Annotated in this window: 16 protein-coding genes; 7 read left to right on the plus strand and 9 right to left on the minus strand. The window is 60.7% G+C overall.

What is annotated here, in order from left to right:
- The first annotated feature begins 4 nt into the window (after positions 1-4).
- From PH547_RS05585 to ung, 3 genes are all read left to right on the plus strand, one after another.
- On the plus strand, positions 5-2,452 hold the full coding sequence (locus PH547_RS05585) for a GcvT family protein (protein ID WP_104824054.1): 2,448 nt from the start codon (positions 5-7) through the stop codon (positions 2,450-2,452).
- Positions 2,453-2,539: 87 nt separating this feature from the next.
- Positions 2,540-3,181: an inner membrane-spanning protein YciB gene (locus tag PH547_RS05590; RefSeq protein ID WP_104824053.1), complete on the plus strand. Its 642-nt coding sequence runs from the start codon at positions 2,540-2,542 to the stop codon at positions 3,179-3,181.
- A gap of 89 nt (positions 3,182-3,270) precedes the next feature.
- The gene (ung, locus tag PH547_RS05595; RefSeq protein ID WP_104824052.1) at positions 3,271-3,972 is read left to right on the plus strand and encodes a uracil-DNA glycosylase; all 702 of its coding nucleotides are present in this window, start codon (positions 3,271-3,273) and stop codon (positions 3,970-3,972) included.
- Here ung and PH547_RS05600 read toward each other — a convergent pair.
- Entirely contained in the window at positions 3,966-4,376 is a 411-nt protein-coding gene (locus PH547_RS05600; RefSeq protein WP_104824051.1) for a type II toxin-antitoxin system VapC family toxin, read from the minus strand. The two genes, ung and PH547_RS05600, sit on opposite strands and share 7 nt — an antisense overlap.
- Positions 4,376-4,630 carry a type II toxin-antitoxin system Phd/YefM family antitoxin gene (locus tag PH547_RS05605; protein ID WP_104824050.1) on the minus strand — a complete coding sequence of 85 codons (255 nt, stop codon included), beginning with the start codon at positions 4,628-4,630 and terminating at the stop codon, positions 4,376-4,378. Before PH547_RS05605 ends, PH547_RS05600 begins: the two co-directional genes overlap by 1 nt.
- A 232-nt stretch (positions 4,631-4,862) precedes the next feature.
- On the opposite strand from PH547_RS05605, the gene PH547_RS05610 reads away from it, so the two are divergent.
- Together PH547_RS05610 and PH547_RS05615 are read left to right on the plus strand one after the other, a co-directional pair.
- A complete protein-coding gene (locus PH547_RS05610; protein ID WP_104824049.1) occupies positions 4,863-5,795 on the plus strand; it encodes a VOC family protein in 933 nt (310 codons plus the stop codon).
- A gap of 12 nt (positions 5,796-5,807) precedes the next feature.
- Entirely contained in the window at positions 5,808-6,425 is a 618-nt protein-coding gene (locus tag PH547_RS05615) for an alpha/beta hydrolase (RefSeq protein WP_104824048.1), read from the plus strand.
- A 31-nt stretch (positions 6,426-6,456) separates the two neighbouring features.
- On the opposite strand, the gene PH547_RS05620 is transcribed toward PH547_RS05615, so the two are convergent.
- Entirely contained in the window at positions 6,457-6,894 is a 438-nt protein-coding gene (locus tag PH547_RS05620) for a hypothetical protein (protein WP_104824047.1), read from the minus strand.
- 199 nt (positions 6,895-7,093) lie between these two features.
- On the opposite strand from PH547_RS05620, the gene PH547_RS05625 reads away from it, so the two are divergent.
- Both PH547_RS05625 and PH547_RS05630 read left to right on the plus strand, forming a co-directional pair.
- Positions 7,094-7,990: a DMT family transporter gene (locus PH547_RS05625; protein WP_104824046.1), complete on the plus strand. Its 897-nt coding sequence runs from the start codon at positions 7,094-7,096 to the stop codon at positions 7,988-7,990.
- 112 nt (positions 7,991-8,102) lie between these two features.
- Complete coding sequence (locus PH547_RS05630; protein WP_104825181.1) at positions 8,103-8,492, plus strand: RidA family protein; 390 nt, start codon at positions 8,103-8,105, stop codon at positions 8,490-8,492.
- A 43-nt stretch (positions 8,493-8,535) separates the two neighbouring features.
- Here PH547_RS05630 and PH547_RS05635 read toward each other — a convergent pair whose 3' ends face one another.
- The 6 genes from PH547_RS05635 to PH547_RS05660 form a co-directional block, all read right to left on the minus strand.
- Positions 8,536-9,117 carry an NAD(P)H-dependent oxidoreductase gene (locus PH547_RS05635; RefSeq protein ID WP_104824045.1) on the minus strand — a complete coding sequence of 194 codons (582 nt, stop codon included), beginning with the start codon at positions 9,115-9,117 and terminating at the stop codon, positions 8,536-8,538.
- Positions 9,114-10,523, minus strand: coding sequence for an FAD-binding oxidoreductase (locus tag PH547_RS05640; protein ID WP_104824044.1), 1,410 nt, complete (start codon positions 10,521-10,523; stop codon positions 9,114-9,116). Before PH547_RS05640 ends, PH547_RS05635 begins: the two co-directional genes overlap by 4 nt.
- A gap of 1 nt (position 10,524) precedes the next feature.
- Positions 10,525-11,838: a cytosine deaminase gene (locus tag PH547_RS05645; protein ID WP_104824043.1), complete on the minus strand. Its 1,314-nt coding sequence runs from the start codon at positions 11,836-11,838 to the stop codon at positions 10,525-10,527.
- Entirely contained in the window at positions 11,838-12,704 is an 867-nt protein-coding gene (locus PH547_RS05650) for an ABC transporter permease (protein ID WP_104824042.1), read from the minus strand. Before PH547_RS05650 ends, PH547_RS05645 begins: the two co-directional genes overlap by 1 nt.
- Positions 12,704-13,528 carry an ABC transporter ATP-binding protein gene (locus PH547_RS05655; RefSeq protein WP_104824041.1) on the minus strand — a complete coding sequence of 275 codons (825 nt, stop codon included), beginning with the start codon at positions 13,526-13,528 and terminating at the stop codon, positions 12,704-12,706. The genes PH547_RS05650 and PH547_RS05655 overlap by 1 nt, the downstream gene beginning before the upstream one ends.
- A 103-nt stretch (positions 13,529-13,631) precedes the next feature.
- Entirely contained in the window at positions 13,632-14,648 is a 1,017-nt protein-coding gene (locus PH547_RS05660; RefSeq protein ID WP_104824040.1) for an ABC transporter substrate-binding protein, read from the minus strand.
- Positions 14,649-14,730 lie beyond the last annotated feature (82 nt).

Genomic DNA, 14,730 nt, shown 5'->3' on the forward strand with positions numbered 1-14,730 from the left:
TGCGATGAGGGAACTGCCACATACAGCAAAGGCGGTCGTCATCGGCGGAGGGATCGTCGGCTGTTCAACAGCCTATCACCTTGCCAAGCTCGGCTTGACAGACACGGTCTTGCTGGAGCGAAAGAAGCTGACCTCGGGAACTACGTTCCATGCGGCCGGTCTTGTCGGACAATTGCGGACCAGCGCCAATATCACGCAGATGCTCGGCTATTCCGTCGATCTTTACAGGAGGCTGGAGGCCGAGACCGGGCTTGCTACCGGCTGGAAGATGAACGGCGGCCTGCGCCTCGCCTGCAATGAGGAACGCTGGACGGAGGTGAAGCGGCAGGCAACGACGGCGCAATCCTTCGGGCTGCAGATGCATCTGCTGACGCCTAAGGAGGCCTTCGATCTCTGGCCGCTGATGGATACAGACGATCTCGTCGGTGCCGCCTATCTGCCGACCGACGGGCAGGCCAATCCCTCCGATATCACCCAGGCGCTGGCGAAGGGCGCCCGCATGGCCGGTGTTTCGATTTTCGAGGATACCGAAGTTCTCGATCTGGAGATCGATAAGGGCAGGATTCGTGCCGTTATCACCGACAAGGGCCGCATCGAATGCGAGCGCGTCGTGGTCTGCGCCGGGCAGTGGACGCGGAGCTTTGCGGCGCGCTTCGGTGTCAACGTGCCGCTCGTCTCCGTCGAGCACCAGTATCTCATCACCGAATCCTTCGGGGTCCCCTCCAACCTGCCGACGCTGCGCGATCCCGACAGGTTGACCTATTACAAGGAAGAGGTCGGCGGGTTGGTGATGGGCGGTTATGAACCCAATCCGATCCCCTGGGCGGTCGACGGCATTCCCAAGGAGTTTCACTACACGCTGCTCGACAGCAACTTCAATCACTTCGAGCAGATCATGGAGCAGGCCCTGATGCGTGTGCCGGCGCTGCAGACGGCGGGCATCAAGCAGCTTCTGAACGGGCCTGAGAGCTTTACGCCCGACGGCAATTTCATCCTCGGCGAGGCGCCGGAACTCCGGAACTTTTTCGTCGGCGCCGGCTTCAACGCCTTCGGCATCGCGTCGGCCGGCGGGGCCGGCATGGCGCTCGCCGAGTGGGTGGCGAAGGGCGAGCCGCCCTACGATCTCTGGCCCGTCGACATCAGACGCTTCGGCCGCCCGCATTTCGACACGGATTGGGTGCGCACCCGCACGCTCGAGGCTTATGGCAAACATTACACCATGGCCTGGCCGTTCGAAGAGCATTCAAGCGGCCGCCCCTGCCGCAAGTCGCCGCTTTACGACCGGCTGAAGGCGCAAGGCGCCTGTTTCGGCGAAAAGCTCGGCTGGGAGCGTCCAAACTGGTTCGCCGATCTTTTTGCCGGCGAGGAGCCGAAGGATATCTATACCTATGGCCGCCAGAACTGGTTCGATGCGGTCGGTCGCGAGCACCGAGCGGTGCGCGAGGCAGCCGTGATCTTCGATCAGACGTCTTTTGCAAAATTCGTGCTGAAGGGACGAGACGCCGAAGCGGCGATCTCGTGGATCGCCTCCAACGACGTCGCCAAGCCGGTCGGCGCCCTGACCTATACGCAGATGCTGAATGACAGGGGCGGCATCGAATGCGATGTCACCGTGGCGCGCGTCGCCGAGAACGAATTCTACATCACGACAGGCACAGGCTTTGCCACGCATGATTTCGACTGGATCGCCCGGAATATTCCGGCCGACATGCATGCCGAACTGGTGGATGTCACCTCCGCCTATTCCGTGCTGTCGTTGATGGGACCGCATTCGCGCAGAGTGCTGGAATCCGTCACCTCGAACGATGTTTCGAACGCCGCGTTTCCTTTCCTGCGGGTGAAGACCATCGGCATTGCCGGCTGCCCGGTGCGAGCGCTGCGCATGACCTATGTCGGCGAGCTTGGCTACGAGCTGCATGTGCCGGTGGAATATGCGGCCACGGTCTACGATACGCTGATGGCCGCCGGTCGCAACCATGGGCTCGTCAATGCCGGCTACCGCGCGATCGAAAGTTGCCGGCTGGAAAAGGGCTATCGCGCCTGGGGCTCCGACATCGGCCCCGACCACACACCGGTCGAGGCCGGGTTGAGCTGGGCGGTGAAGATGAAAAAGAATATCGCCTTCCGCGGCCGGGAGGCCATCGAGCGGCAGTTGGTTTCTGGGGTGAAGAAGCTGTTTGCCTGCTTCGTGCCTGATGATCCGGAAATCGTGCTGCTTGGCCGCGAAACGATCTATCGTGACGGCCAACGTGTCGGTTGGTTGTCGAGCGGCGGCTATGGCCACACGATCGGCAAGCCGATCGGCTACGGCTATATCCGCGATCCCGATGGCGTGACCGAGGATTTCGTGCTTGGCGGCCGATATGAGCTGGACGTTGCCCAACGCCGTGTGCCTTGCCAGGTCTCATTGGAGCCGCTCTATGATCCGCAGATGGCGCGGGTTAAGGGGTGATTACGGAAAGATTGAGTGCCATCTCTTGATGGCGATAGCTGGTGGCTTTATGACCCTTACAGAAGTCGCGACAAGGGCCGAAGTGCGGTGAAAAGCTTTTTCGATGCGGTCAGGCTGCTGCTCGCCGATTTGGCCTCCAGCCTATTTTTCGTCGTTCTGCTTTCCCTCACGCATAATGCGGCCCTTTCGGCTTGCTCGGCGATAGCGTTTGGCCTTGTCCAAATCGGGATTCAATACCTCCGACGGAAGCCAATCGATACCATGGAGTGGCTGAGCCTCCTTCTGGTCATTGCTGCAGGCGCGGCAACGCTGCTGACGGGCGATCCGCGTTTCGCGCTATTCAAGCCGAGCATTATCTACTCGATTGTCGGCGTGGTGATGCTTAAGCCGGGCTGGATGAATCGGTATCTGCCGGCTATCGCCCGCACAGTCGCGCCCGATGTCGCTATTTATGTGGGCTTTGCCTGGGCTGGCCTGATGTTCCTGTCCGCTGCGCTCAATGTGTTCGTTGCCATCGCCTTTGATCTATCCATATGGGCGGTCGTCATGCCGGCCTTCGGTATCGGCAGCAAAGTGGTGCTGATGCTGGCCGGATTTGCTGCGATCCGCCTCACGGTGAGGCGACGAGTACGTGCCATGCCTGAGGCCGAACGCGAAGCCTTGCTGATCTCGACGGGGGAGAGAATGCAATCGCCGTCTCTGGCGACGTCCACCGCCGGAAAGCTGTGATCTGCCTGCCGTAATGGAAGTCCTTTCCTTGACACGCCGTCCCTTTCATCCTCAATCGACATGCTGACAAAGGATGGAGGCAAGGGACGATGGCGGAAGCGGGCATCAAGCTGGAGGAAAGCTGGAAAGAGGCGCTGTCGCAGGAATTTGTCAGCCCCTATATGCAGCAGCTCAAATCCTTTCTCGTCGAAGAGAAACAGCGCGGCAAGGTGATCTTTCCGCGGGGCAGCGAATATTTTCGAGCCTTAGACCTGACACCGCTCGATGAAGTGCAGGTCGTGATCCTTGGGCAGGACCCCTATCATGGCATCGGCCAGGCGCATGGGCTTTGCTTCAGCGTTCGCCCCGGCGTACGTATCCCGCCGTCGCTGGTCAATATCTACAAGGAACTGGAGACCGATCTCGGCATCCCGCCGGCGCGTCATGGCTTTCTCGAAAGCTGGGCGAAGCAGGGCGTGCTTCTGCTCAACAGCGTGCTCACGGTCGAGGAATCCCAAGCCGCCTCACATCAGGGCAAGGGCTGGGAGCGCTTCACCGATGCCGTCATCCGCCGCGTCAACGACGAATGCGACGGCGTGGTCTTCATGCTTTGGGGCTCCTATGCGCAGAAGAAGGCTGCCTTCGTCGATACAGAGCGGCATCTCGTGCTGAAAGCCGCGCATCCATCGCCGCTTTCGGCCCATAACGGCTTCCTCGGCTGCCAGCATTTCTCCAAGGCGAATGCCTATCTTGCCGAACATGGCAAGGATCCGATCGACTGGTCCCTGCCGAGTGATCCGGGCCGTCAGTAAGATGCCTGATCCCAAGGATTGATCACCGACACGCCGGTATCGTCAAAATCGCTGACATTGCGCGTAACGACAATCAGATCATGGACGATTGCAGTGGCCGCGATCAGCCCGTCGGCATCGCCGCGAGGACGTAGCGCGGCGATGCGGCCCCATTCGACGGCGATTTGGTCCGTGATGGGCAGGATGCGGCCGCTGTGATCGTGGCGAAGCTTGCGCAGCCATTCTTCCAGATGTGCGGCGGCGCGTGGATCGGTCCTTCGCTTAAGGGCGATCCCGCGCATGACTTCGCCGAGTGTGATGACGCTGAGATAGACGGTCGATGGGTCGGCTGTGCGCAGCCAGGATATCGCTTCGATAGTGCCGCGACGCGCTTCAGAAATGATATTGGTATCGATCAGATACATCAGAAGGCGACATCCCGGCTTGGGGTCTTGTCTCGCGTTGTCACCGCGTCGGCCAGCTCATCATCCCAGGCTGGCCCCGATAGCAGATCGTCCACTAGGCTCGGCTTTCCCGCGCGCAAGGCGTCATAGTCTTCCGCGGAGAGAACAACGACCGCGCGCTCGCCGCGCAGTGTCACAGTTTGCGGACCTTCGCTGCGTGCCTTCTGCACGACTTTCGAGAATTGATTCTTGGCGTCTTGCAATGGCCAATCCATCGACCGATCTCCTGGCTAGACTGTCTAGATTAAGTTAGTATGCGTGCTCGCCTTAGGCAATAGGCTACAGGCTGGACATTGAGCAAAGCGGCTTCATTGAACGATCGCAATTTATCGTTCAACAATCGGAGACAATCCGTTTGGCTATTGGGGGCTATCGAAAAGCGGCCTCTGGGACCATCTTCTGCTCATGAGAAACGCCTGCCGTTGCGGGCGAGACAAGGGGTTAGAGATGCTCAATCAGATCAAGGGTCTTCACCACGTTACCTCGATGGCGGAAGATGCCCGAACCAACAACAAGTTCTTCACGGATACGCTCGGCCTGCGCCGCGTCAAGAAGACGGTCAATTTCGACGCACCCGATGTCTATCACCTGTATTACGGTGACGAGATCGGCACGCCCGGTACGATCATGACCTATTTCCCGTTCCCGAAGATGGCTCGCGGCCGTCCGGGCACCGGCGAAGTCGGCAATACCGTTTTCTCCGTTCCGGAAGGCGCGATCGGCTATTGGACGGACCGGCTTGGCAAGCAGGGCGTCGAGGCTCTGAAGGCCGATGAGTCCTTCGGCCAGAAGCGCCTCCATTTCGCCGGCCCGGATGGCGACGGTTTCGCGCTCGTCGAGGTCAAGGACGATCGTCGTGAGCCCTGGACGCATGGCGGCGTCGATGCCGAGCATGCCATCAGGGGCTTTCATTCCGTCGCCATGCGGCTGCGGGACGAGGGCGCCACGGCTGAGCTGTTGAAATATATGGGCTATGAAGTGGTCGACACGCATGAAGGCGTCAAGCGGCTCGCCATTCCCGGCGGCAATGGTGCCGATTTTGTCGATCTTGAAACCATGCCGAACATCGGCCGCGCGCTTCCCGGCGCGGGTTCGGTCCACCACGTCGCCTTTGCCGTCGAAAACCGCGCAAAGCAGCTCGAAGTGCGTAAGGCGCTGTTGGACACGGGATATCAGGTGACGCCCGTCATCGATCGTGACTACTTCTGGGCGATCTATTTTCGCACGCCAGGCGGCGTGCTATTCGAGGTCGCCACGAACGAACCTGGTTTCAATCGTGACGAAGATACGGCCCATCTTGGCGAGGCACTGAAGCTGCCGGAACAGCACGCTCATCTGCGGGCGCTGCTCGAGCAGCATCTCGAACCGTTGGATGCTTAATGCGGGGGAATCATGACGGATACGACTTATGTGCACCGGGTAAAGCCCGGTGCACCTGGCAAACCTATTCTATTCACCTTCCACGGTACGGGCGGTGACGAGAACCAGTTCTTCGATTTCGGCAGCCGCCTGCTGCCGGAAGCGACCATCGTCTCGCCGCGTGGCGATGTTTCGGAACATGGTGCGGCGCGCTTTTTCCGGCGCACGGGCGAGGGCGTCTACGACATGGCGGACCTTGCCCGCGCAACGGAAAAGATGGCGGCCTATGTCAAAAGCCTGGCGGTCGACCACGGCGCTTCGCAGGTGCTTGGCCTCGGTTTCTCCAATGGCGCGAATATTCTCGCCAATGTGCTGATCGAGCATGGCGATCTCTTCGACGCCGCCGTGCTGATGCATCCGCTCATTCCGTTCCAGCCGCGCGACAATGCCAGGCTCGACGGCCGCCGGGTGTTGATCACCGCCGGTGAACGCGACCCGATCTCGCCGGCGCCGGTGACCAAAGCGCTGGCGGATTATTTCACGCGGCAGAAGGCCGTGGTGACACTCGATTGGCATCTAGGCGGCCATGATATCCGCCAGAACGAGATCGAGGCGATCCGAGGTTTCTTCGCGCCATATGCTGAAATGTGAAGGAAATCGGGCGCGTGGCGACTATCGGCCGCTACGCGCCCAGTCCTTTTCCGATGAGTTCCAGCATTGTCTGCGCCTGAGCTTCGGCTGCTTGCCGTCCGGCGTGATCGACATAAGCGGGCCCGCAGAACTGCTTGAGATTCACGGTGTCGGTGTTGTCCAGTTCCGCGTGTCTCGAATTCATGATGACGATGCGCCAGGCGCAGCCGAGCACCTTATCGGGCTGGATGGCATTGTCACAGCCTGTGCTCAGGCAGAACGCGACATTTCGCTGGTCCTGATATTGTCCGGTGGTCGCGGCGTCATATTCGGTCTTCCACGTATCCCGCGTGTGCCGGCAATTGCCTGGATCGGCGCTTTGACTGCATACCATCGCCGTATCGATGTAGCTTTCGGCACGCGGCCATAGCGGGCCGTCGACCAAGCTCACGCAGCCGCATGCAAACAGGCCTGCCAGCAGTAGCTGCATTGATTCTCCCTCTGCCGAATATTTGGTACCCTAAACGCATCCGGAATATCTGCAAGACTGGGAAGCTGGTTTGGGCTGGGCAGGCGTGGCGGTTCTGCAACTTCTTGCACCAACGACATCATGCGCCGCTGGCTTCGCTTGTAGGCTCTCCCAGCGCTCGCTAATAGTCGAAGCCTAAAAGGTTGGGGGAGGATTCGTCGTGACGCTGGCGGAGCAGCAGCAATATCGGCTGGGTGTGATCTATGTGGCGTTTTCGGCGCTGGCCTGGTCGACGTCCGGTCTGTTCGTGCGCTTGATTCACGCCGATCTGATGACCATCCTCTTCTGTCGGGGCATCGTCTCCGGCCTCGGCGTCTTTACGCTGTTTTTCTATATCGAGCGCGGCAGGGCCTGGCGCATTCTTCGCTCCATGCGTTGGCCGTCGCTGGCAGCAACGGTGTTTTCCACCGCCTCCATGATCAGCGGCATCGGCTCGATCTATTACACCTCCGTCGCCGATGCGATGGTCATCTATGCGACGGTGCCCTTCGTTACCGCCGGCGTCGCCTATGTCTTCATCAAGGAGCGTCCAAGCATGGCGACGCTCGTCGCCAGCGCCGTGGCACTCCTCGGCGTGATCGTCATGCTCTCCGGTGAGGCGGTTGGCAGCGGTGGTTGGCTCGGCAAGGTCCTGGCCGGCGTCATGACGTTCACAGTTGCCGGTCTCGCCGTCGTCATGCGCCAGCACCGGGACGTGCCAATGCTGCCGGCGATGGCCTTGTCTGCCTGGCTCTGCTCCTTCATCACCTTCTGGTTCGCGTCGCCGACGATGGTGTCGGGACATGATCTCGGCCTGATCATCGCCTTCGGCATCGTCCAGAACGCGATGGGTCTTAGCCTTTATACCTTCGGTTCGCGGTTGATACCGGCAGCCGATGCCAGCCTGCTGACATCGCTCGAAGTGCCGCTGACGCCGCTGTGGGTCTGGATGTTCCTCGCCGAGCGGCCGTCGCAGGCGACGCTGATCGGCGGCCCGATCGTGCTTGCCGCGCTCTTCGGACATATCCTGCTGGAAGTGCGGCGAAACCGGGCGGTAGAGCCGGCGCAAGCGCTCTAAAGCGCGTGTCGTTATCGCAGCCGCTGCACACTTTTGCGCGACATGCTCTAAGCGGCTTGCCCGGCTGACGGTGAAATGCTGAAATCGGCGTGACCATAGGGAACCGATGCCGATGAAGAAAACATTCAACCCGCCCTCCGTTCGCGGCCCCTTCGGCAACTATAATCACGGGCTGCTCGTACCGCCGGGCGCAAGCCTGCTGGTCACCTCCGGCCAACTCGGAATTGCCCTCGACGACAGCATTCCACCAGACATCACCAGCCAGGCGGAACTCTGCTTCGAGGCGATCAAGGCGATCCTCGAGGAGGCGGGCATGAGCTTCGCCGACGTCATCCGCATTTCCGGCTTCGTCACCAAACGCGAGGATTTCCCAGCCTATATGGCCGTGCGCGACCGCTACACGCTTGATCCGAAGCCGGCCTCGACGCTGATCATCGTCAACGGGTTTACGCGGCCGGAGTTTCTGGTGGAGGTCGAGGTGACCGCGGCGAAGGTGATGTGAGTGGTGTCTTCGCTGCGAAGCGTGGCTCTGTCGACTGCGCCGGTCAGAACCGCTCCATTTCCCGTTTCACCCTTTCCAGAAACCGCTTTCTCGTCTCGTCGGTGGAGCGGTTCATGTCGTAATGGGCGAGGAAGACTACCGGAGCGAAAGGTTTGATCATGGCGCGGAGCATGCGCTTGATAATCTTCTTCGGCGGGTTGCCGACGATGAAGGCGCGGAAGGGATCGGCGCCGTAGGTCATCACAGCTCCGAGCTTGCGGATATGCCGCAGTTTCGAGGTCACCTTGCCATTCACCAGCTCAAACGTGACACCCGGCAGCCAGACGCGGTCGAAATAGCCTTTTAGGATCGCCGGAAAGCCGAAGTTCCAGACCGGCGTGACGATGACAAGCGCTTCTGCCCATTGCAGGCGATCGACATAGGGTTTCACGGCCTCGGTGTTCTCCGGATAGTCGTGATAGATCATCCTATCGTGGCGCGACATTACGGGGTCGAAGCCCTCTGCGTAGAGATTGCAGTCGTCGACCTCATGGCCGGCCGCTTTCAGGCTCTCGATCGTCTGCCGATGTAGGGCTGCGCCGTAGCTTTCCTCGACCGGATGCGAATGGAGGACGAGAACCCTCATGAGGCCTCCATCAGCGCCGCAAGACCGGGGAAGAGATAGTTCTGGCCGGCCGTGAAATCGAAGTCGGGATTGTCCCAGGCGATCATTTTGCCGGGGTTCAGCAGGCCTTTCGGATCGGTCTCCTTCTTGAAGGCGAGCTGGACGGTATCCGTCTGCTTCATGCCGCCTTCTTCCAGCGTGTAGCGATGCGGATTGAAGATCGGGCAGCCGTGATCCTGATGGATGCGGATGATCTCTTCCAGCCGCGCCTCCGACGTGTAGCGCACCAGCGGCAGGCCGGAGCACTGGATCTGGCCGTCGAACTTGATGAATTCGAGATGGCCCGGCACTTCGTCGCCGAAGATCTCGACCATCTTCTGGACCTTGGCGACGTGATCCGGGCTGGGATACTGTACCTGTAGATAGGTTATGGTCGGGTCGATCTTGATGGCGCGCAACGTCGTGTGGTTCCAGGCGAGTTCATAGGCATGCGGAATGCCCTTCATGCTCTCGACTTTGTCGGAGCGGAAGGTGATCTCGCCCTTCTGCTGGCTAGCGAAGGCCAGGAACGGGTCCATGGAATGCGGCGCGATCATCAGCGCCACGATCGATTGGCCCTGGCGGATATAGGGCTTGTGGCGGGCGAAATATTCGTAAGGGATGGGTGCCGCAATCGGCGCGATCTCCTTGACCAGGATGCCGTTGCATTTGGCGAGCGCGTCCGAGAAGCGCACGGCATCCATGAAATCGTCGTAGCCGACCAGCACGTCCACCCAGTCATAGGCCGGGGCGAGCGGCATTTCGATCTCGGTGATGATGCCGTTGGTGCCGTAGGCGTGGCTGACCTTGGTCAGGTCCCAGCCGGTGAGGTCGAGGACGCGCGGCTCGGATTCCATGGTGACGACGCGTAGTCGCAGGATATTGCCGATATCGCGCAAGCCACCCCAGGTGATCGAGCCGACGCCGCCGGAGCCGCCGGCGATGAAGCCGCCGATGGTCGCCGTCTGCGCGGTGGAGGGGTGGAAGCGCAGCTCCTGGCCGGAATGCGCTTTGGTCTGGCGGTCGAGCTCGGCAATGACGATGCCCGGCTCGCAGATGACGCGGCCGGGGTGGATTTCCTTGACCTTGTTCATGGCCGCAAGGTTCAGCACGATGCCGCCGGAGAGCGGCATGGCCTGGCCGTAATTGCCAGTGCCGGCGCCGCGCGGGGTGACCGGCACATCATGGGCATAGGCCACCTTCAGCGTTCGGATAACCTCTTCCTCGGTCTTCGGTGTGACAACGAGGTCGGCGATGACATTGTCGAGCTGTGCCTTCAGGATTGGCGAATACCAGTAGAAATCGCGGCTCTTCTGGCGCACCAGCGCCGGATTGTCTTCGACGGCGATGCCTTCGAGTTCTTTCTTGATGAGCTGATAATCCGGCATGTCAGGCTCCAATAACGGTATCTAGTTCGCGGTAATCCGGCAGGCTGCGGTCGATCACTTTGCCTTTGCGAAGGACGACGCGGTCGGACTGCGGACGGGAGAGGAATTCGCTCCAGCGTCTGGCGCTGAAGAGGACGAGATCGGCAGGGCCGCCCACGACGATACGGCCAATATCGGGGCGGCCGAGAATATCGGCAGGCGAGGTGGTGACGACGCGGGCAGCCGTATCCAGCGGATGATCGAGATGCAGGATGCGGACTGCCTCGCGGAAGACTTCGACGGGGTCGAGGTCGCCGTAGGCGTAGAAGGGATCGCGTGTGTTGTCGGAGGCAACGGCGGTTGGCACGCCGGCGGCTGCCAGCTCATGGAATAGGGTGACTCCGCGCCAGCGGGGCGTCCGGCCCGCATGGCGGTCCTGCAAATACATGTTGCACATCGGCAAGGAAACGACGGAGATCCCGGCTTTGGCGACAAGGTCGATAGTGGCGGCGGCAACATCCTCATCCTGGCGGGAAAGCGAGCAGCAATGGCCGGCGGTGACCTTGCCGGTGAAGCCGTTGCGCAGTACGGCCTCGGCAATCGCCTTCAGCGTCAGCACCTGCTTGTCTTCTGTTTCATCGACATGCAGGTCGATATCGAGGCCGTTGTCCATCGCGGCTCGGATCAGCTTGTCAAGCTGACGATCGATATCGGGGGTCATCTGCGTGACGCCGCCGATGAGGCCGCCGGCATCGCGGATGACCATCAGGAGATCGGCGAAGAACGCGTCCTCCGCCATGGCATCGAGTGGGAAAAGGGCGACGGCCTGCAGCGCGATCTTGTCTTTCCAGGCCTCGCGCACCTCCGAGAACACCTCGAAGGAAATGCGGTGCTGCGGCGCCAGCGAGTCGAGATGCGTGCGGATCAAGCTGGTGCCGTGGGCATAGGCCGAGCGCAGCGAAAATTCCATGCGCTTCCTGACATCGGCAGCCGACCAGTTGGCTTCGCGGTCGGCGCGCACGGCGTCGAGAGCGCCCACGAAACTGCCGTCCGGATTGGCGCGGCGCTCCCAAATATGGCCCTTGTCGATATGGGTATGCATATCGGCGAAGGTCGGCCAGACCATGCCGTCCCTCACGTCGGCCTTGGCGAATTCTGCCGGCGCGCTGTCCGCCGGCAGGATATCCTTGATGAGGCCGTCCGCAACGACGATGTCGGCCTTGACAAGACCTTCGCTTGCCTGACCGGTAAACCCGACGAGCGTCACGGCGGGGACGGTGGCGTTGCTCAGCACGAAGCGCGCGGCGTTCGGCGGGGACATGAAGGAATAGGACATCAGTTTTCCCGCTTGAGGCTGCTTTCGTGCCAGCGATGCAGGCTCAGCCATGAGATGAACGAGGTGAGGGCGAAGATGGCGACGCCGAGTGCCGAGAGCAGCAGCAGGGCGGCGAACAGGCGCGGCATGTTCTGACGATATTGCGCTTCGAGCAGGCGGAAGGCGAGGCCGGAATTGGGACCGCCGGAGCCTGCGGCGAATTCCGCGACCACGGAGGCGATCAGCGACAGGCCGCCGCCAATCCTGAGGCCCGTCATGAAATAGGGCTGGGCTGCCGGTAGCTTCAGATGCCACAGCGTCTGCCAGCGCGAGGCGCCATAGAGATCGAAGAGATTCAGGAGGTTATGGTCGACGCTCTTCAGTCCCTGCACCATGTTGGAGAGGATTGGAAAGAAGGCGACGAGGAAGCCGCAGATCAGCAGCGCGGCTTCGCGGGTCGGCGCATAGATCAGGATCAGCGGCGCGATCGCCACGATCGGCGTTACCTGTAGGATGACGGCCAGCGGATAGAAGGCGAGTTCGATCCAGCGCGATTGCACGAGGAAGATCGCAATGCCGACGCCGCCGATCAGCGCCAGCGCCAGCGAGATGAAGGTGATCTCGGTCGTTACCCAGAGCGCCGGCGAGAGGATGCCCCAATCGGACACCAGCGCTTTCGCGACGGCGAGAGGGCTTGGCAGAATATATTGCGGAATGCTGGCGCCGACGACGAGAAGCTGCCAGAGGACGACCAAGACGAAGACGGTCAGCAGCGGTACGAAAATTCCGAGGAGTCGCTCGGTAATTCCCGCGCGCACGGCCGATTCCGCCGGCTTTTCGGTCGTCTCTGCGGAGAGGTTGGCGGGCAGGCTGGTGCTGTCGCTCATCAATGGGCCTCCAGCCAACCAATGGCCTCGATCAGGGAGCGAGACACTTTTTCACAAACCTGTCGGTATTCCTCGGAAGACCGGTAGAGAATGTCGCGTTCGCTGCGGGTATCCAGTGGAAAGTCGGCGTGGACACGGCCAGGGCGCGCCTTCATCACGACGATGCGGTTTGAGAGATAGGCGGACTCGTAGACGGAATGGGTGACGAAGATCACCGTGATACCGGTGGACTTCCACAGCCGCAGCACATCGTCGTTGAGCTTTTGGCGAGTGATCTCGTCGAGGGCCGCAAAGGGCTCGTCCATCAGCAGCAGCTTCGGCTTGGTGACCAGCGCGCGGGCAATGGAGACACGCATCTTCATGCCGCCGGACAATTCGCGCGGATAGGCGTCGGCGAAATCCTGCAGGCCGACGGTCGCCAGTGTTCCCATGATCTGGTCGTAGGCGGCCACTTTGGAAACGCCGCGCAGTTTCAATGGCAGGTGGACATTGCCGAAGACCGTCTTCCAGGGCAGCAGTGTCGGCTCCTGGAAGACGAAACCGATATCGCCCTCCGGCAAGCCCTTGGAGTTGATGCGTGAACTCGGCCAGTCGATCGTGCCGCTGGAAGTGCCGCCGAGACCGGCGATGATGCGCAGCGCCGTCGACTTGCCGCAGCCGGAGGGGCCGAGCAGGCTGATGAACTCGCCGCTTTGAACGTTCATCGACATGCCGGAGAGCGCCAGCGTGCCGTTGGAAAAGACTTTGGAGACCTGCTCCATGACGACCAGCGGCCGCTTATGCGCTTCTGTCGAGGAGACAGCGGTTGCATTGGGTATGCTCATAGTTCGGCTCTCTGTCGATGTCAGCAATCGGCTTTGGAGCAAGAATTGCCCCTCACCCTAACCCTCTCCCCGCAAGCGGGGAGAGGGGCTGCTCTGCTTGCCGTCACTTCTTCAGCGTCATCCCGACGCCCTTGCAGGCGAATTGCGGGTCAAAAGCTTTCTTGTAGTCCGTATCGGCGGTAAACACCTTGATCTGCACCATTTCGTCGAAGAATTTCTTATAGTGCGCGTCGGTGATGCAGCCGATGCCCTTGTCCAGCGCGTCGCCGGATTCGACGATGCCGTATTCCTTCATCTTGGCGATGGAATAGGCGATCTGGCCATCCGTCATATCGGGATTGTCTTTCTTGATCAGATCGTTGGCCGCTTTGTTGTCGCCGTAGAGATAGTTGTACCAGCCTTCGATCGAGGCGCTGACGAAACGCTGCACGAGGTCGGGGTTCTTTTGAACGAGCGATGTCTGCGTGGTGATCATCGTCGAATAGGGCGAATAGCCGTTGTCAGCGAGGAGGAAGACCTTCGGTTCCCAGCCGGTCTGCTTCTGGATTTCATAGGGTTCCGAGGTCAAATAGCCTTGCTGCGCCGATTGCTTGTCGGCCAGGAACGGCGCCGGGCTGAAATTGTAAGGCTTGTATTGCTCGTCCTTGAAGCCCGGGAAATTCGCTTTCATCCATTCGAAGAACGTGACGTAGCCGTCCTTGCCGAGGAAGATCGTCGGCAGCTTGGCGAGGTCCTCGAATTTGTCGACGCCGGCGTCCGGATGGGCGATCAGCACCTGCGGGTCCTTCTGGAAGATGGCGGCAACGTCGACAATCGGGATGCCTTGTTTGACCGCATCGATTTCCTGCTGCGGGCTGCCCATATAGAAGTCGATCTTGCCGGAAATCAGCAGCGCCTGGTTGGCAGCGTTCGGGCCACCCTGGACGATTTCAACATCCAGGCCGTATTTTTTGTAGGTTCCGTCGGCGATCGCCTGATAGAAGCCGCCATGTTCCGCCTCGGCCAGCCAGTTGGTTCCATAGGTCACTTTGTCGAGGGCGTTTGCCGGCTGAGCAGCGGCGACGGCGGCCACCAAGCCCATGACGGCGAGAAATGCTTTGGTCTTCAATGCATTGGACATGGCCGGTTGTTCCCCTTATCTGCCATGGGACGCCACCAGCGACGCCCATTTTCCGCATTTGAGCGATTGCGTTGCGCTTTGA

The organism is Rhizobium cerradonense, assembly GCF_030182455.1.
Lineage (GTDB): Bacteria > Pseudomonadota > Alphaproteobacteria > Rhizobiales > Rhizobiaceae > Rhizobium.

Excerpts from the sequence above, each read along its gene's own strand:
- PH547_RS05585 (WP_104824054.1), top strand. The coding sequence starts at position 5 with ATGAGGGAACTGCCACATACAGCAAAGGCGGTCGTCATCGGCGGAGGG.
- ung (WP_104824052.1), top strand. The coding sequence starts at position 3,271 with ATGGCGGAAGCGGGCATCAAGCTGGAGGAAAGCTGGAAAGAGGCGCTG.
- PH547_RS05600 (WP_104824051.1), bottom strand. The coding sequence starts at position 4,376 with ATGTATCTGATCGATACCAATATCATTTCTGAAGCGCGTCGCGGCACT.
- PH547_RS05605 (WP_104824050.1), bottom strand. The coding sequence starts at position 4,630 with ATGGATTGGCCATTGCAAGACGCCAAGAATCAATTCTCGAAAGTCGTG.
- PH547_RS05610 (WP_104824049.1), top strand. The coding sequence starts at position 4,863 with ATGCTCAATCAGATCAAGGGTCTTCACCACGTTACCTCGATGGCGGAA.
- PH547_RS05615 (WP_104824048.1), top strand. The coding sequence starts at position 5,808 with ATGACGGATACGACTTATGTGCACCGGGTAAAGCCCGGTGCACCTGGC.
- PH547_RS05620 (WP_104824047.1), bottom strand. The coding sequence starts at position 6,894 with ATGCAGCTACTGCTGGCAGGCCTGTTTGCATGCGGCTGCGTGAGCTTG.
- PH547_RS05630 (WP_104825181.1), top strand. The coding sequence starts at position 8,103 with ATGAAGAAAACATTCAACCCGCCCTCCGTTCGCGGCCCCTTCGGCAAC.
- PH547_RS05635 (WP_104824045.1), bottom strand. The coding sequence starts at position 9,117 with ATGAGGGTTCTCGTCCTCCATTCGCATCCGGTCGAGGAAAGCTACGGC.
- PH547_RS05640 (WP_104824044.1), bottom strand. The coding sequence starts at position 10,523 with ATGCCGGATTATCAGCTCATCAAGAAAGAACTCGAAGGCATCGCCGTC.
- PH547_RS05645 (WP_104824043.1), bottom strand. The coding sequence starts at position 11,838 with ATGTCCTATTCCTTCATGTCCCCGCCGAACGCCGCGCGCTTCGTGCTG.
- PH547_RS05650 (WP_104824042.1), bottom strand. The coding sequence starts at position 12,704 with ATGAGCGACAGCACCAGCCTGCCCGCCAACCTCTCCGCAGAGACGACC.
- PH547_RS05655 (WP_104824041.1), bottom strand. The coding sequence starts at position 13,528 with ATGAGCATACCCAATGCAACCGCTGTCTCCTCGACAGAAGCGCATAAG.
- PH547_RS05660 (WP_104824040.1), bottom strand. The coding sequence starts at position 14,648 with ATGTCCAATGCATTGAAGACCAAAGCATTTCTCGCCGTCATGGGCTTG.